The following is a 16456-nucleotide window of genomic DNA, read 5'->3' as shown; positions in this document are numbered from 1 at the left end:
AAAGCCGTGCGCAGTGGTCTTACCCCTGTCAAGTAGACAGCCATAAAAAGCCTAAGCAACCAGTGTGTTACGGTATTCTACCGGAGCACACTGGTTTAATTTTTTCTGGAATCGTTCGTGATTATAGAACTGGATGTAATCTTTAATGCTTTTGTGGAGCTCTTTTTCAGTTTGGCATGAAGAAAAGTATGTATTCTCTGTTTTGAGGTGCGAGAAAAATGATTCGATACAGGCGTTATCCAGGCAGTTTCCCTTACGGGAATGGCTGCCCTTCAAACCAACGGTTTCAAGTCGCTTTTGATATGCTTTTGTTGTGTATTGGAATCCTTGATCAGAGTGGAGAATGGCCCCTTGGACATCCCGTTGAGCTGTTAAACTTTCCACTGTTTTCATCACCAGTTCAAGATCATTTCGCTTTGACAGTTTCCATGCGACAACCTCATTGTTGTAAAGATCTTGTACTGCAGAAAGATAATAGAATCGTTGTCCGCAAGCAATATAGGTAATATCGGTTACATATAACTGATTAGGCTGATTGGTTTGAAATTCTCGGTTAAGCCGGTTTGGCAGGACAACCGATGCCTTTCTTCCAAAATAACGACGCTTTTTTCGAATAATCGAGTGGATGTTCATCTCTCTCATCAATCTGTAAACACGCTTATGGTTGACGCAGAAACCTTCTTTCTTTAAAGCGACAGTAATCCGAGGATAGCCATAGAAAGGCGTGAATGATGAATCGCCATGATGTGCTCTTTTATGATCTGATCTCTCTGTTGCCTTGCCATTCGAAACCTTTGAGCCTTGCGCCATTTATAGTACCCTGACCGTGACACTTTGGCGATACATACCAGCCACGTAATCGGATAACGGTCCTTCAATTCGTGAACAGCTTCAAATCGTGCTGCCTTCAAAATCCGTCCTCCCCATGCAGATTTGGATAGCGCTTTTTTAGGTATTCGACCTGTGCCTTTAAATAATCTCGTTCTTCCTCAACACTTTTAAACGTTGTTTTAGGGCGTCCAATAAAAGGATTGTCTGACTTTGTATCTTTTCCCCTTTGATCATCAAAAGACTTGCCTTCCCGATATGTTTTCACCCAATTTTTGAGCTGGGTTGAACTTCGAAGCCCTAATTCTTCAGCTAACGTGTTATAGCTTTTGTTTCCTTCCTCGTACATTTTGACAGCTTTCATCTTAAATTCTTTCGTATAGTGCTGAAAGTGTTGCCCTTTTCTCGCCATAAAAAATCCCCTCCACGTATAGTGTAACAGCCACTTTTGAAAAGCGGGCTTTTTACACTGTCTACTTAGAGGGGATAATATCACAGCGCACGGCTTTTTTTATCGTTTTATCCCTTGTATCAAAATCGCTTTTAAACAAAAGGAGATGGGCTGTCCGTTTTGGTTCAATGTAATACAGAACGTGTCGCGTGCTTCGTCTGATGCGTGGTTCAAGTGGGCAATGATTTGTTTTTCCCGGTCAGCGGGAGTTCCGCCTCGTTTGATCCAGCTATCGTATTGAATCGGCAAATTCCACTTTTGGATGTCTTGATAGGCCAGTTGATTGGCGCTGAACATCGCCTGCCATTCTGATAATGAGCTTTCTCGAACATGGGAAGGGTCTCGAAGCCGGTTCAAATGATTGACAAACTCATCAAGAACGGGATCTTCAGGCGCGTAATGATCAACTAAGAGAAAATGTCCGTCCTGTTTTAGTACGCGTGCAACCTCGCTGACAGCTTTGCGGACATCTGAAAAATGGTGGGCTGCGTATCGGCAGGTGATGATGTCAAATGAATCGTCGGGGAAGGGGAGTGACTCTGCCGTTCCTTGCTGAAAGCGTACGTTTTCAGCTCCTTTTTCTTGCGCGAAGGAGGACGCAACCTCAACCATCTCTTTCGTCGCATCAACACCGATGCACTCCTGTACATAAGGAGAAAATGCCAGCGCCGTATGGCCGGCGCCCGCTCCGATATCCAGCACCCGATGCTCTGCTCGGCATTCCGCCGTTTTGATCATCAATCCCAAATCTTCCCCCTCGGCAAATACCTTTTCATCCCGATACATCTCGGCGTTTATAGAAAACGGTGTTTCATTTGTCATTTGAACCAGCTCCTTCTTTTGTAAATGATGATATGGATTATGTTAGCAATTTCTGTTATGATTCGTCCAAGATATAAAAATGATGAAAACGATAGGTTCAACCTATGGAGGCTGAAATGGATATTAAAGTGATGGAATATGCAGTGGAAATTGCCCGGCGCCAAAGCTTTACAAAGGCGGCGGAACATCTTCATATCGCACAGCCGTCTCTCAGCCAGCAAATCAAAAAGCTTGAGGCTGAGCTGAGGCTTACCCTTTTTCACAGATCCCATGGCTCTGTTACACTGACACCTCACGGCAGGCGTTTCATTGAAAAAGCCGAGGACATCATTCGTTCCAGAGATGATTTGCTTCGGGAAATGCAGGAGAGATCACAGGGAATCGGTCATAAATTATCCATCGGGATTCCTGCTGTGACAGGGAGATATCTCTTTCCTCCGCTGCTGAGGCAGTTTTTGGCGCGCTATCCTCATGTGGAGGTTCAGCTTGTTGAAAAAGATCCGGTTTCATTAGAGGAGATGACGGCAAAGGGAGAAGTTGACCTTTCTGTTTTATCCTTGCCGATCGAGGATGAACGGCTCTCCATTACACCTTTGCTCACGGAACCGATTGTTCTCGCAGTGCCGAAGGAAAAACAAAGGTGGATGCCGCCGGAATTGGTCGCGCTGATTGAGAAAGCGCTGGAAGGTAAGGAGGGACGCCAGCCGTGTGTGCCGCTTGACATGGTAAGGAACGTGCCCTTTATTCTGTTAAAAGAAGGCTTCGGTTTTCGCAGGACAGTTCTCGATCTCTGTGCGGAAAGCGGCTTTAAGCCGAATGCTGCCTTTAAGACGAGCCATATTGAAACCGCCCAATCTCTTGTGGCTAACGGTTTAGGTGTGACAATGGCACCGAATATGGTCAGAAGGGATAAAGATCCGGGGGTGATCTATTTATCGATTCAATCCGCGCCATCACGAACCCTCGTCTTTGTCTTTTTAAAGAACCGCTATGTCAGTCTGACCGCCCAGGCCTTTATGGAACTAACCCGGGAAAGTCTTAAACAAACGTTTGATGAAGGCTGTCTGGGAAACAAAGATGAAAATATTTAGAAAACAAAGCCGAAACGTGGTAGTATAGGAATACAAACTAAATGTTATAAAACAAAGGGGAATAATCGGAAATGCAACTATTCGATCTGCCGCTCGACCAATTGCAAACATATAAGCCTGAAAAAACAGCACCGAAAGATTTTTCTGAGTTTTGGAAATTGTCTTTAGAGGAACTTGCAAAAGTCCAAGCAGAACCTGATTTACAGCCGGTTGACTATCCTGCTGACGGAGTAAAAGTGTACCGTCTCACATATAAAAGCTTCGGAAACGCCCGCATTACCGGATGGTACGCAGTGCCTGACAAGGAAGGCCCGCATCCGGCGATGGTGAAATATCATGGCTACAATGCAAGCTATGATGGTGAGATTCATGAAATGGTAAACTGGGCACTCCATGGCTACGCCGCATTCGGCATGCTTGTCCGCGGCCAGCAGAGCAGCGAGGATACGAGTATTTCACCGCACGGTCACGCTTTGGGCTGGATGACGAAAGGAATTCTTGATAAAGATACATACTATTACCGCGGTGTTTATTTGGACGCCGTCCGCGCGCTTGAGGTCATCAGCAGTTTCGACGAGGTTGATGAAACAAGGATCGGTGTGACAGGAGGAAGCCAAGGCGGAGGTTTAACCATTGCCGCAGCAGCGCTGTCAGACATTCCAAAAGCCGCGGTTGCCGATTATCCTTATTTAAGCAACTTCGAACGGGCCATTGATGTGGCGCTTGAACAGCCGTACCTTGAAATCAATTCCTTCTTCAGAAGAAATGGCAGCCCGGAAACAGAAGTGCAGGCGATGAAGACACTTTCATATTTCGATATTATGAATCTCGCTGACCGAGTGAAGGTGCCTGTCCTGATGTCAATCGGCCTGATTGACAAGGTCACGCCGCCATCCACCGTGTTTGCCGCCTACAATCATTTGGAAACAGAGAAAGAGCTGAAGGTGTACCGCTACTTCGGACATGAGTATATCCCTGCTTTTCAAACGGAAAAACTTGCTTTTTTTAAGCAGCATCTTAAAGGCTGATAAATGTGAAAAGCCGCCGCATATCATCAGGCGGTTTTTTTCTGCAAACTGCCGGAATGAGAACAGACTGGAGACGAATAGATATGAAACAAAGAATCATTGATGAATTAAAACGGATCGAGCAGTCATATGGAGTCAAAATCGTGTATGCCGTCGAGTCAGGAAGCCGCGCATGGGGATTTCCGTCGCAGGATAGTGATTACGACGTCCGCTTTATTTATGTGCCGAAAAAGGAGTGGTATTTTTCAATTGAGCAGGAGCGTGATGTCATTGAGGAACCGATTCACGATTTGCTGGATATCAGCGGCTGGGAGCTGAGAAAAACGCTTAGGCTTTTCAAAAAGTCAAACCCTCCGCTCCTCGAATGGCTGTCCTCAGACATTGTGTATTACGAAGCATTTACGACCGCAGAGCAGTTAAGAAAACTGCGCACGGAGGCATTTAAGCCTGAAGCAAGCGTGTATCACTATATCAATATGGCGAGAAGGAACGTCAAAGATTATCTACAAGGACAAGAGGTCAAAATTAAAAAGTACTTCTACGTTCTTCGGCCTATTTTGGCCTGCCAATGGATTGAAAAGCACGGAACCATACCGCCAATGGACTTTACTGTTTTGATGAATGAACTTGTTCGTGAACCCGAGCTGAAGGCTGAAATGGAAACCTTGCTTGAACGGAAAAGAAGAGGGGAAGAGCTTGACCTCGAAGCAAGAATCGATGTAATTCACCAATTCATTGAAACGGAAATCGAAAGAATCATGGAAGCGGCAAAAGAACTGAAGGCAGAGAAAAAAGATATGACATCTGAATTGAACCGTTTGCTTTTGAATACGGTTGAAGAAGTGTGGAAGGATGGAGGAAGCTGAAGTTTTTTGTCGCTTCCTTTTCTCCTTTATTCGACAGAATTCCCCCGACTTTCTAACTATCTGATTGTGGCAAACCCACAAAAATAATCAGAATCTTTGTATTTTGAGAATATTGTGAACGTCGGTTTTGTCCATTTACAATAAACTCATACAAGTACTTCTTAGATTGCGGGGTGTTGAGGTTGGAAGTGATCACAAGAGATTTTTTCTTATTTTTATCCAAAAGCGGCTTTCTCAATAAAATGGCGAGGAACTGGGGAAGCCGGGTAGCAGCGGGTAAAATTATCGGCGGGAATGACTTTAACAGTTCAATCCCGACCATTCGACAGCTTAACAGCCAAGGCTTGTCAGTTACTGTCGATCATTTAGGCGAGTTTGTGAACAGCGCCGAGGTCGCACGGGAGCGTACGGAAGAGTGCATTCAAACCATTGCGACCATCGCGGATCAGGAGCTGAACTCACACGTTTCTTTAAAAATGACGTCTTTAGGTTTGGATATAGATATGGATTTGGTGTATGAAAATATGACAAAAATCCTTCAGACGGCCGAGAAACATAAAATCATGGTCACCATTGACATGGAGGACGAAGTCAGATGCCAGAAAACGCTTGATATTTTCAAAGATTTCAGAAAGAAATACGAGCATGTGAGCACAGTGCTGCAAGCCTATCTGTACCGGACGGAAAAAGACATTGACGATTTGGATTCTTTAAACCCGTTCCTTCGCCTTGTAAAAGGAGCTTATAAAGAATCAGAAAAAGTAGCTTTCCCGGAGAAAAGCGATGTCGATGAAAATTACAAAAAAATCATCCGAAAGCAGCTCTTAAACGGTCACTATACAGCGATTGCCACACATGACGACAAAATGATCGACTTTACAAAGCAGCTTGCCAAGGAACATGGCATTGCCAATGACAAGTTTGAATTTCAGATGCTGTACGGCATGCGGTCGCAAACCCAGCTCAGCCTCGTAAAAGAAGGTTATAACATGAGAGTCTACCTGCCATACGGCGAGGATTGGTACGGCTATTTTATGAGACGCCTTGCAGAACGTCCGTCAAACATTGCATTTGCTTTCAAAGGAATGACAAAGAAGTAAAAAAGGAGAGATTATCATGACAACACCTTACAAACACGAGCCATTCACAAATTTCCAAGATCAAAACAACGTGGAAGCGTTTAAAAAAGCGCTTGCGACAGTAAGCGAATATTTAGGAAAAGACTATCCGCTTGTCATTAACGGCGAGAGAGTGGAAACGGAAGCGAAAATCGTTTCAATCAACCCGGCTGATAAAGAAGAAGTCGTCGGCCGAGTGTCAAAAGCGTCTCAAGAGCACGCTGAGCAAGCGATTCAAGCGGCTGCAAAAGCATTTGAAGAGTGGAGATACACGTCTCCTGAAGAGAGAGCGGCTGTCCTGTTCCGCGCTGCTGCCAAAGTCCGCAGAAGAAAACATGAATTCTCAGCTTTGCTTGTGAAAGAAGCAGGAAAGCCTTGGAACGAGGCGGATGCCGATACGGCTGAAGCGATTGACTTCATGGAGTATTATGCACGTCAAATGATCGAACTGGCAAAAGGCAAACCGGTCAACAGCCGTGAAGGCGAGAAAAACCAATATGTATACACGCCGACTGGAGTGACAGTCGTTATCCCGCCTTGGAACTTCTTGTTTGCGATCATGGCAGGCACAACAGTGGCGCCGATCATTACTGGAAACACAGTGGTTCTGAAACCTGCGAGTGCTACACCTGTTATTGCAGCAAAATTTGTTGAGGTGCTTGAAGAGTCCGGATTGCCAAAAGGCGTAGTCAACTTTGTTCCGGGAAGCGGAGCGGAAGTAGGCGACTATCTTGTTGACCATCCGAAAACAAGCCTTATCACATTTACGGGATCAAGAGAAGTTGGTACGAGAATTTTCGAACGCGCGGCGAAGGTTCAGCCAGGCCAGCAGCACTTTAAGCGTGTCATCGCTGAAATGGGCGGTAAAGATACGGTTGTTGTCGATGAGGATGCGGACATTGAATTAGCGGCTCAATCGATCTTTACTTCAGCATTCGGCTTTGCGGGACAAAAATGCTCTGCAGGTTCACGTGCAGTAGTTCATGAAAAAGTGTATGATCAAGTATTAGAGCGTGTCATTGAAATTACGGAATCAAAAGTAACAGCTAAACCTGACAGTGCAGATGTTTATATGGGACCTGTCATTGACCAAGGTTCTTATGATAAAATTATGAGCTATATTGAGATCGGAAAACAGGAAGGGCGTTTAGTAAGCGGCGGTACCGGTGATGATTCGAAAGGATACTTCATCAAACCGACGATCTTCGCTGACCTTGATCCGAAAGCAAGACTCATGCAGGAAGAAATTTTCGGACCTGTCGTTGCATTTTGTAAAGTGTCAGACTTTGATGAAGCTTTAGAAGTGGCAAACAATACTGAATATGGTTTGACAGGCGCGGTTATCACAAACAACCGCAAGCACATCGAGCGTGCGAAACAGGAATTCCATGTCGGAAACCTATACTTCAACCGCAACTGTACAGGTGCTATCGTCGGCTACCATCCGTTTGGCGGCTTCAAAATGTCGGGAACGGATTCAAAAGCAGGCGGGCCGGATTACTTGGCTCTGCATATGCAGGCAAAAACAATCAGTGAAATGTTCTAAGCGGGACTAAATGGGCATCCTCCCTGCGGGGGTGTCCATTTCATCCATATACTATAAAAAAGAGGAGGAAGTGCCATAGAAAACACACAGCTGATTATTTCAATTTGTATTTATATGGCGGGAATGCTGCTAATCGGCTACTTTGCTTACAAGCGTACGTCGAATCTGACGGATTACATGCTGGGAGGACGCTCTTTGGGTCCGGCAGTAACCGCTCTCAGTGCCGGCGCTGCCGATATGAGCGGCTGGCTGCTGATGGGGCTTCCGGGCGCCATGTTTTCTACTGGTCTGAGCGGCGCTTGGATCGTCATCGGACTTTGCCTTGGAGCGTGGGCGAACTGGCTTTACGTCGCACCGCGGCTGAGAACCTATACTGAAAAAGCGGGGAATTCCATTACAATTCCCGGATTCCTGGAAAATCGCTTCGGAGATCAAACAAAGCTTCTCAGACTGTTTTCAGGAATTGTCATTTTAGTCTTTTTCACGTTTTATGTATCGTCCGGAATGGTGTCCGGCGGCGTCTTATTCAACAGCATCTTGGGGATGGATTATCACACCGGCCTGTGGATTGTGACGGGTGTTGTTGTGGCATACACCCTGTTTGGCGGCTTTTTGGCAGTCAGCTGGACAGATTTTGTTCAGGGGATCATTATGTTTGCCGCACTCATTCTTGTGCCGATCGTTACGTTTTTCCACACGGGAGGAGCAGGTGATACAGTTGCTGAAATTCGCTCTGTAGATCCTGATATGTTTAACATTTTCAAAGGAACGAGCGTCCTTGGCATTATTTCTTTGTTTGCCTGGGGGCTGGGATACTTTGGCCAGCCGCATATTATTGTGCGTTTTATGGCGATCACGTCTGTCAAAGAGATCAAAAGAGCGCGCAGAATCGGGATGGGCTGGATGATTTTGTCTGCAGTAGGCGCAGTGCTGACCGGTTTGGGCGGAATCGCTTATTACCATCAGCGCGGCATGACACTGAAGGACCCAGAGACGATTTTTATTCAATTAGGGAATATCTTGTTCCATCCGATTATCACGGGTTTTCTGATTTCAGCGATTTTGGCCGCGATTATGAGTACAATTTCTTCCCAGCTGCTTGTGACATCAAGCTCTCTGGTAGAAGATTTGTATAAGTCGATGTTCAGACGCTCAGCTTCAGATAAAGAACTGGTGTTTTTAGGCCGACTGGCTGTTCTGGCTGTTTCAATTGTCGCGTTGGTTATGGCTTGGGAGAAAAATAACACCATCCTTGGATTGGTCAGCTACGCGTGGGCGGGCTTCGGTGCATCATTCGGGCCGGTTGTACTGCTCAGTCTGTTTTGGAAACGAATGACCAAATGGGGGGCACTCGCCGGCATGATTGTGGGAGCAGCGACTGTAATCATTTGGGCGAATGCCGGTCTTTCGGACTTTCTGTATGAAATGATACCTGGTTTTGCTGCGAGTCTATTATCTGTCTTTTTTGTCAGCATATTGACGCAGGCTCCGTCACAAGCTGTCACAGACCAGTTCAACGACTACCAAGATACAATGTCACAATAAAGATCGAAAGGAGGAGGAAGGGGCTGTCCCTTTTTCCTCTTTTCTCCTTTTAAGCGGCATTTTTTTCTTTTGGAAACAAACGTATTTTTTTCTATACAAAAAGACCCCGTATGGATATGATTAAAGTAAAAAAAGTATAGGAGAAAAAGGTATGGAAGAGCTTTTAGAGAGAGTTTTTTCATTTTCAGATGTTGATAAGCTGATTGATTTTATTAGCTATGAACTGCAAAAGCCAGTGATACTGGAAAGCGCGGATTTCTTTTTGCTAGCCTATAATTCTTACTATATTAACCATTTTGATTCTGCCAACCAGCAGACTATTTTTTCGAAAAAGTGTCCGGTCCAGATTTTTGAGAGGTTTCTGAAGGACGGAATTATTGAAAAATTGAAAACAGAGCCTGAGCCTTTTCGCGTCAATAAAATTGAAAGCATTGGGTTAAACCAGAGGGTGGTCGTGAGTGCAAAGCACAAAGGGGAAGTCATGGGCTACATCTGGATTCAGGAGCTGGACCAAAATCTGACGGATGAAGAGCTCGACTTTTTGTACGAGACCTCCTTCCATGTCGGGAAAATCATTTATAAAACGAATAAATTGAAACAGGAAAAGGAAGAAAAAGCAGAGGATCTCATCAAACGGGCGATCTATCAGCAATTTACCTCTGAGAAGGAACTCAGACGGGAAGCTGAAAGGATCAACACCGTGCTGCCTTCCATGTTTTCAGTTGTGATCCTGCACGCCGCAAATGGGGATGGGGAAGCGGTTGAGGATTTAAAGGAAAATATCAGGTCGTACCTGAATTTACGGGATAAGGTCAGTCATGTCTTAACGATCGAATCAAATATTGTCATCGTCGTAGCGAGTTTTTCCCAAAAAAGCTCCGTCTCCTCAGCAGCTTCTGAGTTTATTAACAAGCTGTTAACACATTTTCACTTTCAAAAAATACCTACCCCTATTTATATCGGTATCGGAAACGAATATAATCACCTATTAAAACTTGGCAAGAGCTACACAGAAGCACTTGAAGTCATCAAAGCCGCAGAAATCACCGGCAATCAGGAAAACATTCCATATGAATATGCCAAACTCGGCATTTACCGCTATTTAGAAAGCATCGAACAGAAAAATGAATTTTTAGAATACGAGAATAAAGATTTAGCTTTATTAAAAGCGAAAGACGAAGAAAGCAGCACTGAGCTGCTCAAAACCTTGGAAATCTATCTCCTCAACAACTGCAAAACAAAACCAGCGGCAGAACAGCTGTTTATTCACCAAAATACATTGAATTACCGCATCAAACAGATTACTGAGATGACGTCGATCGATTTAAGCGATTTCAGAACGCGGTGCCAGCTCTATCTCGATTTGATGCTGATGAAAAAGAAATAAAAAAGAAACCAGTACTTGTACTGGTTTCGTCTTCACTTAAAATCCTCTGTAAACATACGGATCATCAGGTTTTTTAATGGTATTCCAGTCAGTTACTTTGACGACAGGGAGAGTTGACTTGAATGGCTGGTAATATTCTGAGGCCAGAGTGCCCTTAATGTGAATCCATTCATCATCCTTGATGTCCATGTCCTTCGGAAATTCCACAAGCATCCCGTACACGCCGGAATCAGCGATACAGTGAATGATGCCAAACCTTAATACGAACAGCTGATTTTTGTTAATTGCGTTTCCTTTGTAAGCAAATCCATGAAATTCTATCGTCCGTCCGAGAAATTCACCCGGATAGTTATAGATGGTTTCCATTCCTTTTAGGAAATCGTCATCGGTCAGAGAAATCTCTTTTTTGCTGGAATACTTATTAAACAGCTGTTTCATTTGTTTGTCATAGCTGTCTTGCGCGTAATAAAGGCTGGCATCAGGCCGCAAATACTGTGTTTGGGAGTAGTGATCTCCGCTCTCCATCGCCTTAAACGAGAACCCTTTTGTTTTGACTATGGATGAGTCAAGCGTTGCAATCGGGAAGAAGATGCCTGACACCAAAGGAAAAAGAAAAACAACATAAATCAAATAACGCTGATAAAATGGCTTGTTTTGTTCATGGTCATGCTCGTGATCATGGCTGCACCCGCAATCATGGTCATGGTGATGACCGCTTTTTTCAGGCGACTTGATAAATAGATATGCTTGGACGGCGGTCAGAATGGCCAGCAGGAAGATCGCAATAAAGGAAAGATAGGCATATTTCATATTGATATATTTTGTTAGATTTCCTGAGGCATGCAGATGATAAAAGAAAAACGTAAATCCCATCAGCACCAATAGACGAAACATCCAATCACCCCTTTACCAGTAGTGATCCCGCTAAAACAATCACGACAATGTAGGTAATCAGCAGGAAAACAAATCGTTTTTTGAAGGCCGCAAGCATCATCAATAGATTCTTAATATCCACCATTGCGCCAAAGACGAGAAAGGCGATTAACGATCCTAATGAAAATGTGCTGCTGAAGGAAGACGCGATGAACGCATCAACTTCTGAACAAAGCGACAGGACAAACGCCAGACCCATCATCACGAGGGAAGAGGATACATCATTCTGCCCGATCGCAAGCAGAGTGGATGTTTTGACATACGTCTGCATAGCGGCTGCGATAAAGGCGCCGATGATTAAATATTTCCCCACGGAGAAAAATTCATCAATGGCATGCCGCAAGGTCCCGCCCAGTTTTTGGAGCAAGGTGCCGTGATGATGATGGTGGTGCCCGGGTTCATCAGGCTTTAAAAGCTGGTTATCTTTAAATTGATAGGATAAGATGACCCCGATGATCAGCGAAACGGCGAGAGCCAGTCCGCCTCTGTAAAAGACCACGCTCCATCTATTCCCGAACGCAATATAAGTAGAAAATAAAACGATAGGATTAATGATAGGCGCGGTCAGCATGAAAGCAACGCCCGCATGCAGAGGAACTCCCTTTAACAGAAGCCGCCTCGTAATCGGGATGATGCCGCATTCGCAGGCGGGAAATAAAACGCCGGCCAGCGCACCGAATAAAACGGCGAGAAAACGGTTTTTCGGCATGATTCTTGCAATCATTTCTTCAGAAACAAACATTTGAATGATTCCGGAAAGTATGACGCCAATCAGAATAAACGGAATGGCTTCTATTAAAATGCTGATAAAAATAGAATTCAGCTGAAGAAAAGATGATTGTGCTGTCACAATAAAACCTCCGCTCATGTTAAGCTGCCTTTCTTATGATACCAGAAAAAAAGGCACTGCTTGTTTGACGGAGGAGGGGAAAGGATCGTTTCACTTTGGTTAGGATTCCAAAAAAACGAGTAGGATACTGTCTGTTTCTGCAGCTTATTTTCCGAGCCAAATCAGGTGTCCCCATGAGTGAAGCAAACAGAGAACAGCGCCACGAATGTGCTCTTTTGCATGATGTGCATGTGACAAGTCAACCAATCCATCATAAACACTTTGCATAATCAGCACGGGACATATGATGGCTTGCAGGTCTTTTAAAGAGACAGCGGCGGTTTGTGACAAGTCAATCAGAAATCCTTCACTCGAGCGCTGCCGGCTGTTCATTTTCCGAAATGCTTCTATGTCTTTTTCATTCATCAAGGACTTGATTCGCTGAAACGGAAGCGTGCTGAATTGGGGGCTCATAGCTCGAAACATCAAACGCGGGAAAGCGTTATTCAAAGAAGAAATCAGCTTCCATATCCAATTTTCCACCGGCGGGCGGAAGAGAATTCTCCCCAATTTATATTCAGTGTCTTTTGGGGTGAGCCACTCTTTGGTGACCGCGGATTGCAGGGTCAATGTATTTACTCTTTCCGGATAATGTGAGGCAAAGCATATGCCGCTCGGCCCTCCTGCTGAGATGGCGATCACATGGACACTGTCGATTTGTAGATGATCTAATAATTTCACATAGAAACGGCAGGCGTTGGCAAGACTTTTTCCAATTTCTTTTGACGTTCGTCCATAGCCGGGCCTTGAAGGCGTAATGATGGAATACCCTTGCTCAATCAACGCTGTGTATCCGAATTCCTCGTAACAATTTGAATGGCCGCCATGCATGAAAAGGATGGGGGCACCCTTTCCAGCCACTGAATATTCTAGTGTATGTCCTTCGAAGGTGATCGTTTCGACTCGTCTTTTCATCTGTTACTCCCAATTGTTTTTTGCCTATTATAGAGTTTTCAGCAATTGACCACAAGGAGAAGAAATGAATAAACAAAGGCCCTTGAAATATGATATACTTTGTATTGATATTCATTCTCAATTAAAACTTTGATATAGTGAACGGGAGGCAGGACGGATGGCTGAGAATCAAGAGGTATATGACGTTACGATTATAGGCGGGGGGCCGATTGGGCTGTTTACTGCTTTTTACTGCGGGATGCGGGAGCTGAAAACAAAGGTAATCGAATTTTTGCCGAAGCTCGGAGGGAAGGTGTCTTTATTCTTTCCTGAGAAAATCATTCGCGATATCGGCGGCATACCGGGGATTGCGGGAAAGCAGCTGATCGAGCAGCTGAAGGAGCAGGCGGCAACATTTGATCCTGATATCGTATTGAATCAGCGTGTGACCGGGTTTGAACGCCTGGATGAAGGCACCATTGTACTGACGGGTTCTGAAGGGGAAAAGCACTATACAAGAACTGTAATTTTGGCTTGCGGCATGGGTACGCTTGAGGTCAATGAGTTTGACAGCGAGGATGCGGCCCGATATGCGGGCAAAAATCTTCATTATGGAGTGGAGAAGCTCGATGCGTTTAAAGGGAAGCGCGTGGTGATATCAGGCGGCGGTGATACTGCGGTCGATTGGGCTAATGAGCTTGAACCGATTGCGGCGTCTGTGACTGTCGTTCATCGGCGTGAGGAATTCGGCGGAATGGAAAGCAGCGTGACGAAAATGAGGCAATCATCGGTGCGGGTGCTTACTCCTTATCGGCTAGAGCAGTTGAACGGGGATAAAGAGGGCATCAAAAGCGTGACCGTTTGTCATACTGAGTCTAGCCAGAGGGAAGATATAGAGGTTGATGAGCTGATCATTAATCATGGTTTCAAAATTGATCTGGGGCCGATGATGGAGTGGGGGCTGGAGATTGAAGGAGGAAGGGTGAAAGCTGACAGACATATGCGAACGAATCTTCCGGGCGTGTTTGTGGCGGGCGACGCGGCTTTTTATGAAAGCAAGCTGAGATTAATTGCCGGCGGCTTTACCGAAGGCCCGACAGCAGTCAACAGCGCTAAGGCTTATTTGGATCCTAAGGCTGAGAATATGGCGATGTATTCAACCCATCATAAAAAATTGGTACATAAATAAAACAGCCCTTAGGGGAAAGGGCTGTTTGCCATCAGCTGTGAAGGAGTTTTTTTTCCGCTTGTTGATTTTGGATGAAAGCAAACAATTCATCCTGTTCTTGGATGGCTGTGAATCCATAAGCCCCGGCAGCTGAGTCATCGCCTATACAGACGATAGGAGGCCGGCTTGCTGACGGTTCCGGCGAAATGCCAATTTGTTCGCCACCATTGATCAATTGCTGAACGGACAGCTTGTTCGGGCAAATGACCATGTGCAGCGGGGATTCACTGATGGTACGCTGAATCATGTGGGTGAACCGGTCATCTATGACGTTTTCATGAGTGATATAAAACGAACAGGATTCATGCTTTTGCATGAATTCCACTGCATGGCGGCTCCCGACAACAAGACATTTCTCTGAATCAGGCTGAGTGGCGGTGACAAGAAACCCCCGTTTTTCAAGCTCCGTCTTTGCTTGTTCAGATGCTGCACTCAGTTTGGCTGTCAGCTGGCGGATGTCGATTTTCTGAGAAGCCAGTGCTCTGAAAAATTCACAAACCACCCGGCGCGATGTGAAAAAAACGTCTTCAAAGATGCCAATCTTTCGAAGAATTTCTTCATTGACTGGCATGTTTTCGGTCCGCCATTTCGGCCACTCGATGACATCGGCGCCGGAATCGCGCAGCTTGTCTGCAAGCGGGTCTTCATCTTCGCCATGAGTCACAACCATCAAATGCCGTCCGATGAGCGGTTTGCTTTCAAACCAGCTGTGTGTTTGAAAGTTGACGATGTCTCCGATGACAATAATGGCAGGGTTTGTGATCTGGTGCTCCTGCACTTTTTGCTGAATGTTCTCAAGTGTTCCTTTCACACTCCGCTGGCGGCCCCACGTTCCCCATTGGATGACAATGACAGGGACAGAAGGCGATTTCCCGTATGAAATAAGCTGCTGGCAAATATAAGACAAGTTCTTGACACCCATGTAAAAAACAAGGGTTTGTACGCTTCGTGCAAGCCCTTCCCAGTCAAGGTTCGGCGTGCCTTTTAATGATTTATCATGCGCTGTAATCATGGCAAAAGACGATGCGAAATCCCGATGCGTGACGGGGATGCCCGCATATAGCGGCGCTGCAATTCCAGAGGTGATTCCCGGCACCATTTCATAGCGAATGCCGTGCTCATGAAGAGCATCTGCTTCCTCGCCGACCCTGCCGAATACGCTCGGATCTCCGCCCTTCAAGCGAACGACGGTTAACCCATTTAATGCTTTTTCAACCAGCAGGGCGTTAATTTCTTTTTGTTTCATAAAATGGCGGTTTGGCAGTTTTCCGCAATAAATAAACTGGCAATCCGGTGATGCAAATTCGAGCAGCTTCGGGTTGGCGAGCCGGTCATATAAAATGACATCTGCTTCCTCGAGCGCCTGTTTTCCTTTGATGGTGAGCAGGCCTGGGTCGCCGGGTCCGGCTCCCACGAAATAAACGATTCCATTCTTCATGATCATGTCATCCTTCCGTCACTGTAAAAAATGAAGGACCACTAGAAAAGTGATCCGGTCTTTTGATCAATATACGAGATAAACATGTTCTCCTTCGATCAGCGTTTCATATGTTTTGACACATCCGTGGTCAGGTTCTTGGACGATTCCGTCTTCTAAGGAAATTTTCCAGTCGTGCATCGGGCAGAAAACATATTCACCGCTGACGATGCCTTCTGCCAGGACGCCGCCCTTATGCGGACAGCGGTTTTCGATGGCGCGGATGCTTCCGTCTGAAAGCTTGAAAACCGCGAGCTCCTTATCTTCAATATACACTGTTTTGCCTAATTGTTCAGGCAATTCTTCAATTTTTCCGATACATACTTTTGTTACGTCTTTGTTTACCATGCCCA

14 protein-coding genes and 1 pseudogene are annotated in these 16456 nt (G+C 45.4%); 8 read left to right on the top strand and 7 right to left on the bottom strand.

Features of this window, described 5'->3' with window-relative positions; all coding sequences use genetic code 11:
- Positions 1-51: 51 nt before the first annotated feature.
- Both PUN35_RS13075 and PUN35_RS13070 read right to left on the bottom strand, forming a co-directional pair.
- Positions 52-1240: pseudogene (locus PUN35_RS13075) on the bottom strand (IS3 family transposase).
- 99 nt (positions 1241-1339) lie between these two features.
- The gene (locus PUN35_RS13070; protein WP_014478773.1) at positions 1340-2101 is read right to left on the bottom strand and encodes a class I SAM-dependent methyltransferase; all 762 of its coding nucleotides are present in this window, start codon (positions 2099-2101) and stop codon (positions 1340-1342) included.
- A 116-nt stretch (positions 2102-2217) separates the two neighbouring features.
- Here PUN35_RS13070 and PUN35_RS13065 point away from each other — a divergent pair, with 116 nt between their 5' ends.
- The 7 genes from PUN35_RS13065 (at position 2218) to putR (ending at position 10682) form a co-directional block, all read left to right on the top strand.
- Positions 2218-3192, top strand: coding sequence for a LysR family transcriptional regulator (locus tag PUN35_RS13065; protein WP_014478774.1), 975 nt, complete (start codon positions 2218-2220; stop codon positions 3190-3192).
- A gap of 71 nt (positions 3193-3263) precedes the next feature.
- Complete coding sequence (gene cah, locus PUN35_RS13060) at positions 3264-4220, top strand: cephalosporin C deacetylase (RefSeq protein WP_014478775.1); 957 nt, start codon at positions 3264-3266, stop codon at positions 4218-4220.
- Positions 4221-4303: 83 nt separating this feature from the next.
- Complete coding sequence (locus PUN35_RS13055) at positions 4304-5086, top strand: nucleotidyltransferase domain-containing protein (RefSeq protein WP_033882269.1); 783 nt, start codon at positions 4304-4306, stop codon at positions 5084-5086.
- A gap of 188 nt (positions 5087-5274) precedes the next feature.
- Entirely contained in the window at positions 5275-6186 is a 912-nt protein-coding gene (gene putB, locus PUN35_RS13050) for a proline dehydrogenase PutB (RefSeq protein WP_003246421.1), read from the top strand.
- A 16-nt stretch (positions 6187-6202) separates the two neighbouring features.
- The gene (gene pruA, locus PUN35_RS13045) at positions 6203-7750 is read left to right on the top strand and encodes an L-glutamate gamma-semialdehyde dehydrogenase (protein WP_014478777.1); all 1548 of its coding nucleotides are present in this window, start codon (positions 6203-6205) and stop codon (positions 7748-7750) included.
- A 123-nt stretch (positions 7751-7873) separates the two neighbouring features.
- Positions 7874-9295 (top strand): sodium/proline symporter PutP, encoded by a 1422-nt coding sequence (gene putP, locus PUN35_RS13040; protein WP_235091735.1) that lies wholly within the window; start codon positions 7874-7876, stop codon positions 9293-9295.
- A 151-nt stretch (positions 9296-9446) separates the two neighbouring features.
- Positions 9447-10682: a proline utilization transcriptional regulator PutR gene (gene putR, locus PUN35_RS13035; RefSeq protein WP_003234651.1), complete on the top strand. Its 1236-nt coding sequence runs from the start codon at positions 9447-9449 to the stop codon at positions 10680-10682.
- 36 nt (positions 10683-10718) lie between these two features.
- Here the strand turns inward: putR and PUN35_RS13030 are convergent, their stop codons facing one another.
- The 3 genes from PUN35_RS13030 to PUN35_RS13020 form a co-directional block, all read right to left on the bottom strand.
- Positions 10719-11576 (bottom strand): TIGR03943 family putative permease subunit, encoded by an 858-nt coding sequence (locus tag PUN35_RS13030; protein WP_014478779.1) that lies wholly within the window; start codon positions 11574-11576, stop codon positions 10719-10721.
- A 4-nt stretch (positions 11577-11580) separates the two neighbouring features.
- On the bottom strand, positions 11581-12465 hold the full coding sequence (locus PUN35_RS13025) for a permease (protein ID WP_010886400.1): 885 nt from the start codon (positions 12463-12465) through the stop codon (positions 11581-11583).
- Between the two features lie 144 nt (positions 12466-12609).
- The gene (locus PUN35_RS13020; RefSeq protein WP_014478780.1) at positions 12610-13419 is read right to left on the bottom strand and encodes an alpha/beta fold hydrolase; all 810 of its coding nucleotides are present in this window, start codon (positions 13417-13419) and stop codon (positions 12610-12612) included.
- Between the two features lie 157 nt (positions 13420-13576).
- On the opposite strand from PUN35_RS13020, the gene ffoR reads away from it, so the two are divergent.
- Positions 13577-14587, top strand: coding sequence for a ferredoxin--NADP(+) reductase (gene ffoR, locus PUN35_RS13015; protein WP_014478781.1), 1011 nt, complete (start codon positions 13577-13579; stop codon positions 14585-14587).
- Between the two features lie 31 nt (positions 14588-14618).
- Here ffoR and cobA read toward each other — a convergent pair whose 3' ends face one another.
- Together cobA and nirD are read right to left on the bottom strand one after the other, a co-directional pair.
- Positions 14619-16070, bottom strand: a complete 1452-nt coding sequence (gene cobA, locus PUN35_RS13010) for a uroporphyrinogen-III C-methyltransferase (protein ID WP_031600142.1) — start codon at positions 16068-16070, stop codon at positions 14619-14621.
- Between the two features lie 60 nt (positions 16071-16130).
- The gene (gene nirD / locus PUN35_RS13005; protein ID WP_014475751.1) at positions 16131-16451 is read right to left on the bottom strand and encodes a nitrite reductase small subunit NirD; all 321 of its coding nucleotides are present in this window, start codon (positions 16449-16451) and stop codon (positions 16131-16133) included.
- Between the last annotated feature and the right edge of the window lie 5 nt (positions 16452-16456).

Source organism: Bacillus sp. N3378-2at (assembly GCF_033412715.1).
Classification (GTDB): Bacteria; Bacillota; Bacilli; order Bacillales; family Bacillaceae; genus Bacillus; species Bacillus subtilis.
This window is presented reverse-complemented; position numbering and strand designations above follow the sequence as displayed.

Bases quoted from the DNA above. Each gene is read 5' to 3' on its own strand.
- PUN35_RS13070 (WP_014478773.1), bottom strand. From the start codon at position 2,101: ATGACAAATGAAACACCGTTTTCTATAAACGCCGAGATGTATCGGGAT.
- PUN35_RS13065 (WP_014478774.1), top strand. From the start codon at position 2,218: ATGGATATTAAAGTGATGGAATATGCAGTGGAAATTGCCCGGCGCCAA.
- cah (WP_014478775.1), top strand. From the start codon at position 3,264: ATGCAACTATTCGATCTGCCGCTCGACCAATTGCAAACATATAAGCCT.
- PUN35_RS13055 (WP_033882269.1), top strand. From the start codon at position 4,304: ATGAAACAAAGAATCATTGATGAATTAAAACGGATCGAGCAGTCATAT.
- pruA (WP_014478777.1), top strand. From the start codon at position 6,203: ATGACAACACCTTACAAACACGAGCCATTCACAAATTTCCAAGATCAA.
- putP (WP_235091735.1), top strand. From the start codon at position 7,874: ATGCTGCTAATCGGCTACTTTGCTTACAAGCGTACGTCGAATCTGACG.
- putR (WP_003234651.1), top strand. From the start codon at position 9,447: ATGGAAGAGCTTTTAGAGAGAGTTTTTTCATTTTCAGATGTTGATAAG.
- PUN35_RS13030 (WP_014478779.1), bottom strand. From the start codon at position 11,576: ATGTTTCGTCTATTGGTGCTGATGGGATTTACGTTTTTCTTTTATCAT.
- PUN35_RS13020 (WP_014478780.1), bottom strand. From the start codon at position 13,419: ATGAAAAGACGAGTCGAAACGATCACCTTCGAAGGACATACACTAGAA.
- ffoR (WP_014478781.1), top strand. From the start codon at position 13,577: ATGGCTGAGAATCAAGAGGTATATGACGTTACGATTATAGGCGGGGGG.
- cobA (WP_031600142.1), bottom strand. From the start codon at position 16,070: ATGATCATGAAGAATGGAATCGTTTATTTCGTGGGAGCCGGACCCGGC.
- nirD (WP_014475751.1), bottom strand. From the start codon at position 16,451: ATGGTAAACAAAGACGTAACAAAAGTATGTATCGGAAAAATTGAAGAA.